This is a genomic window from Cyclobacterium roseum, from assembly GCF_010119225.1.
Taxonomy (GTDB): Bacteria; Bacteroidota; Bacteroidia; order Cytophagales; family Cyclobacteriaceae; genus Cyclobacterium; species Cyclobacterium roseum.
On sequence record NZ_WNKF01000035.1, the window covers coordinates 1 to 4517 of the forward strand.

Genomic DNA, 4517 nt, shown 5'->3' on the forward strand with positions numbered 1-4517 from the left:
AGTAAGCCAGACTGCGGTGTCTGTACTGACGAACAGAAACCATATACTGAGGCCAAGAGGTCGGATGAGGTGGCACTACTTGTCCCGACCATCGGGATCACACCGAAGTCCCAACCTTCCGAAAGGATGGAAGCGCCGAACTGGTAGACCCGCCTGCGGCAGGCAGGTATGGCAGAGGACAAAGCGGGAGCTTTGGGCCGGAGCTGAGGGGAGACACAAGGATATTCACCTTACCGAGAGGACTGAGCCTAAAAAAAATATCCAGTGGATATTTTTAGCGAAGGGCCAGCTGCAGGGTGGGCTGAAATAGATTCGGTTTCTATGAGCCAAGAAGTCAGCCGAAGTCATAGTAGTTACCGGGAACGAGCTGTAAGAGCTACAGAGGTCTCACTGGGTAGCGAAGGAGCCGGGCTGCGGGAGGCATGGCTATCAGGATATTGTGGACATCGACCTGAAGGGATTTTTCGACGAGGTAGACCACACGATCCTGCTACAGTTCATCTACCAACGGGTAAAATGTCCGACAACCTTAAGGCCTATCCCTGCCTGCGGCAGGCAGGCGGAAATGGCTCCGTGCACCCATCCAAATCAACGGAAAACTGCACAGGCGTAGAAATGGAGCGAAGCGGAATTCATGAACACCGATAAAAACAAACTCCACGTGAATAAAAGGCGTTCCTCAGGGCTCCCCGCTCAGCCCCCTTTTGAGCAATATCCTTTTGGATGTGCTGGATAAGGAACTGGACAGGCGAAACCTGAATTACGTACGGTATGCCGATGATTTCAGCATCTACACCAAGTCAAAGAAGGAGGCCAGAAAGGTGGGTAACGAGATTTACCTCTTTTTGAGGGACAAACTCAGGTTGCCCATCAACAGGGAGACGCCCGAGCACGGGAGTGCGAAGGGGGCGCACGCAGTGCTGGCATCCGAAGACCTTCTAACTTCGAACTGCTGGGACATGCATTTGTCCCGACATATCAGAAGGGGTCCAAAGGAGGACTGAGCGTTAAGAAATCTTTTTGTAAAAGATTTTAGCGAGGGGCCAGGCAGCGGGCTGCATCCAGAAAAGGAGGATGGTCCGCCGCGGCCTCAGAGTCCGATTTTGATAACCACTATCACTTTGTCACGCCTGCGAAGAAAGGGATACGAATCCATGCTTTCCTATTACCTCAAATCGCAACCCACAATCCAGTGAACTGGGACTGAGCGTTAAGAAATCTTTTTGTAAAAGATTTTAGCGAAGGGCCGGGATGCAGGGGAGCTACGAGACCCGCACCTTGGTGGTGTGAGAGCCTCACCCTGAGCCATTTGGCTCAGGTCGGGCTACTCGATTGTGCGTTCGCTCTTTTTTCTAATTTGGTGAATGAAGTCCGATTTTATTTCCCTCCGAGTCGTGGAAAATAGCAAAAAATCCACTCTCGTCAGCGTGAGGTGTTTTAGGGACAATTATTTTTCCGCCATTTCCTTTTACTTTATCCAGAATAGTTTGCAGATTATCTCCACCATTCAGGTAAATGGTAACTCCGCTGGCAGAAGGTTCGGAACCTTCTCCTTTTACAATAACTCCTGTAACCATTTGGTCTTGGTAAGGAAATAAGCCCATTTCCATTCCTGGAAATTCTAACTTCTCGATTTCTATGCCTAAAATTTCTTTGTAAAAGTTAATGGCTCGTGAAATGTCCGTTGCTGGAATTTCAAATATTGATATAAAACTGTTCATATTCTTATTGTTTTTGATTGTTGTTTCTTTAGTAGAGTTTGAATTGGTAGCAGAAGTTCCTTTGTTTTTGCAGGATACTATGCCAAGGGTCAAGGCAATAATTGTGATAAGTACAGTGTTTTTCATTTTCCGTTTGTTGTTTACGGAACAAAATTAGCAGTAGAAGGTCGCTTGAAATTGTAAAAATGCGACACCCTTAAAATTATTTGTAAAAAAGGGCGGAAAGAGCCAGACTTTCGTGATTGACAAACTCTTTGGGGTTTATTCCTGTAAATTCCCTAAAGTCCTTTATAAAATGTGCTTGGTCAAAGTACTCACTTTTATAAGCAATGTCTGTGAGATTTTCTGACTTTTGGTCAAGCAACACTTTTAAAGCGGTTTGTAGTCTAATTACCTTTCCCAATTGTTTAGGGCTCACCCCAATTTGCTTTTTGAAGTTTCTTTCGAGCTGTCTCCGCTTTGATAGGTCGTCTTTGAGGATTGAATTTATTGAGGCACTTCCGTTTGTGGACATAAGGGAATCAATCGTGTTTTTTTACGATTCTATTAATTGTTTTCTCGTCATTAAGCCTATCCAAAAGAAATTTTTTGGTAATGCTTATCCGTTGTTCCGTATTTTCCGCTTTGATTATTTTTTGCTCGAAATCATCTGCGTTTTCTATTCCAAAAAGCTGGTTTATGGGTGTTTCCTTATTTGCCAAATTACTGATTGGTTCGGAAACAAAGTTTGCAAATCCGTAAGGATAAAATCGCACAGCGAATGTTTTAACAAACCCTGTCGGCTCAATATAAAAAGGTTCAATTGTTTGCCCGAGAACCATAGCACGAGGTTGAAGAATAAATTCATTTTCGAAAGTGTACCGTTTTATATCCTCTCCGAGGATAAATGCCATTTCAATACAGCCATCAGGCACGATTCGTTGTTTTTGCGGTTCAGATTGTTTAGGAACTTCCAAAGTCCAATAGCAACTAACAAGTGATTTTAAGTCATTATGTGGTTCGTATGTTTGGTAGTTCATTATTGTTCGGTGGTTTTTTCAGAGTGACGCACAACGGTCAGGGCTTGTGGGCGGGCGGGTTCTTTCGAAGCCGTTATCTTGCTGCCTTGACTGATCTATATCAAAGTACTGAACTTTTATTTTCCCGGGAACCGCCCGCTGACGCCAAGCTAAGGTTATGCTGCGTGATCTTCAATCTGTCTTATTTTATCGAGTTCACTTTGTTTTGAAATATTCTCTTCTTCTAGATCGAAGTCATCCTGGAGCCCTAACCAGAACTTAGCTGACGTCCCGAAAAATTTTGAGAGCCTCAAAGCAGTGTCGGCCGTTATCCGACGTTTTCCTTTAAGGATTTCGCTTACTCTGGTCTGGGGGATAAATGTTTCTTTGGAAAGCCGGTAAGCAGTTATTTCAAGCGGGGTTAAAAATTCTTCCTTTAGTATTTCCCCTGGATGTATGTTTTTTAATCTATCCATTTCTTAAACTTTATTAATGATAGTCTACAATTTGTGCTTTAAAAGCTGTGTCATTTTCCCATTTGAAGATGATTCTCCATTGTTTATTGATCCTTATGCTAAAAAAGCCTTCCAATTTTCCACTTAACTTTTCTAAGTGATTTGCTGGTGGTATACGTAAATCATTGATGATTTGGGCGTTGTTAATCATCCTTAATTTTCTTCTTGCAACATTTTGGATTTCTCCGGGTAGCTTTCTGGATTGAATGCCATTCCAGATTTTTTCGGTTTCCTTGTCTCCAAAAGAATTTATCACTAGTTATTCTGCTTCACGTTACTAACGCTAAAGATAAGTAAAAGTTTCGGGTTTGAAAAATTTACAAAGCAGCATAACGTTTTGCCGCTTTGCGAAGGCGGGGATTTTCAGCACTAAATTTCATTAAATGCAAAAAAACTTGGATTTAGCACTTCACTTTCATAAAAGCACGAAACCCCCGCTTTTGCAAAACGGCTGTGTGTGCCTTGAATGGTGAATATAGGTCAAAAAGTTGACCGTTCCAACGGGTGAAAGTCCCTTAAGTGCGGGGGTAACGTCCCGAAGCCAAGCAAGTGGCAAGCTGGTTTGCCGTGAGGCATGCAGTGAAGTAAGCCAGACTGCGGTGTCTGTACTGACGAACAGAAACCATATACTGAGGCCACGAGGTCGGATGAGGTGCCACATCACGCCGAAGTCCCAACCTTCCGAAAGGAAGGAAGTACCGAACTGGTAGATATGGCAGGTATAGGCACAAGGATATTCACCTTACCGAGGGAGATCTTGGAATAGATTTGGTTTCTATGAGCCAAGAAGTCAGCCGAGGTCATAGTAGTTACCGGGAACGAGCTGTAAGAGCTACAGAGGTCTCACTGGGTAACGAAGGACTGAACATTGGATTACGTCCAAACCTGCCTGCCGGTAGGCAGGTTCGATGGGGAGCACCTTTCCGGTGTAGCCTCATCTTAAGCGGACAGGGTTAACAGATTTATTATGATAGAAAAAGTACTCAACCGTAAGAACCTCTACAAAGCCTACCGACAGGTAGTGCGGAACAAGGGTTCGGCAGGGGTGGACGGCATGAAAGTCACCGAATTGTTTTCCTATTTGGAAAACAAAAGGGACAGGATTGCCACATCCATCCTGAACCACACGTATGTACCAAAACCTATCAAGGGGGTTGAAATCCCCAAGAGCAACGGAAAAACTAGATTATTGGGGGTTCCCACAGCAGTGGAAAGGTGGCTGCAACAAGCGGTAAGCCAGGTGCTGATGACCAAGTACGAACTCACGTTCGAGGAATACAGCT

The 4517-nt window shown here is 44.3% G+C and carries 8 protein-coding genes and 1 pseudogene; 4 read left to right on the top strand and 5 right to left on the bottom strand.

What is annotated here, in order from left to right; genetic code table 11:
- The 3 genes from GJQ68_RS23480 to GJQ68_RS23490 all read left to right on the top strand — a co-directional run.
- Positions 1 to 310, top strand: a 310-nt coding sequence (locus GJQ68_RS23480) for a hypothetical protein (protein ID WP_235941862.1), incomplete at its 5' end; no start/stop codon positions are given.
- Between the two features lie 11 nt (positions 311 to 321).
- The gene (locus GJQ68_RS23485; protein ID WP_235941863.1) at positions 322 to 648 is read left to right on the top strand and encodes a hypothetical protein; all 327 of its coding nucleotides are present in this window, start codon (positions 322 to 324) and stop codon (positions 646 to 648) included.
- A gap of 56 nt (positions 649 to 704) precedes the next feature.
- The gene (locus GJQ68_RS23490; RefSeq protein ID WP_235941864.1) at positions 705 to 1004 is read left to right on the top strand and encodes a reverse transcriptase domain-containing protein; all 300 of its coding nucleotides are present in this window, start codon (positions 705 to 707) and stop codon (positions 1002 to 1004) included.
- A gap of 348 nt (positions 1005 to 1352) precedes the next feature.
- Here the strand turns inward: GJQ68_RS23490 and GJQ68_RS22890 are convergent, their stop codons facing one another.
- The 5 genes from GJQ68_RS22890 to GJQ68_RS22905 all read right to left on the bottom strand — a co-directional run bounded on the left by GJQ68_RS22890 (position 1353) and on the right by GJQ68_RS22905 (position 3490).
- The gene (locus tag GJQ68_RS22890; protein WP_162419589.1) at positions 1353 to 1847 is read right to left on the bottom strand and encodes a VOC family protein; all 495 of its coding nucleotides are present in this window, start codon (positions 1845 to 1847) and stop codon (positions 1353 to 1355) included.
- A gap of 76 nt (positions 1848 to 1923) precedes the next feature.
- Positions 1924 to 2235 carry a helix-turn-helix domain-containing protein gene (locus GJQ68_RS23495; protein WP_235941865.1) on the bottom strand — a complete coding sequence of 104 codons (312 nt, stop codon included), beginning with the start codon at positions 2233 to 2235 and terminating at the stop codon, positions 1924 to 1926.
- A 7-nt stretch (positions 2236 to 2242) separates the two neighbouring features.
- The gene (locus GJQ68_RS23500) at positions 2243 to 2740 is read right to left on the bottom strand and encodes a DUF6597 domain-containing transcriptional factor (protein WP_235941866.1); all 498 of its coding nucleotides are present in this window, start codon (positions 2738 to 2740) and stop codon (positions 2243 to 2245) included.
- A 155-nt stretch (positions 2741 to 2895) separates the two neighbouring features.
- Entirely contained in the window at positions 2896 to 3195 is a 300-nt protein-coding gene (locus GJQ68_RS22900; RefSeq protein ID WP_162419590.1) for a HigA family addiction module antitoxin, read from the bottom strand.
- Between the two features lie 13 nt (positions 3196 to 3208).
- Positions 3209 to 3490, bottom strand: a complete 282-nt coding sequence (locus tag GJQ68_RS22905; RefSeq protein ID WP_162419591.1) for a type II toxin-antitoxin system RelE/ParE family toxin — start codon at positions 3488 to 3490, stop codon at positions 3209 to 3211.
- 711 nt (positions 3491 to 4201) lie between these two features.
- Here GJQ68_RS22905 and GJQ68_RS22910 point away from each other — a divergent pair.
- Positions 4202 to 4517: pseudogene (locus tag GJQ68_RS22910) on the top strand (group II intron reverse transcriptase/maturase); the annotation flags it as partial.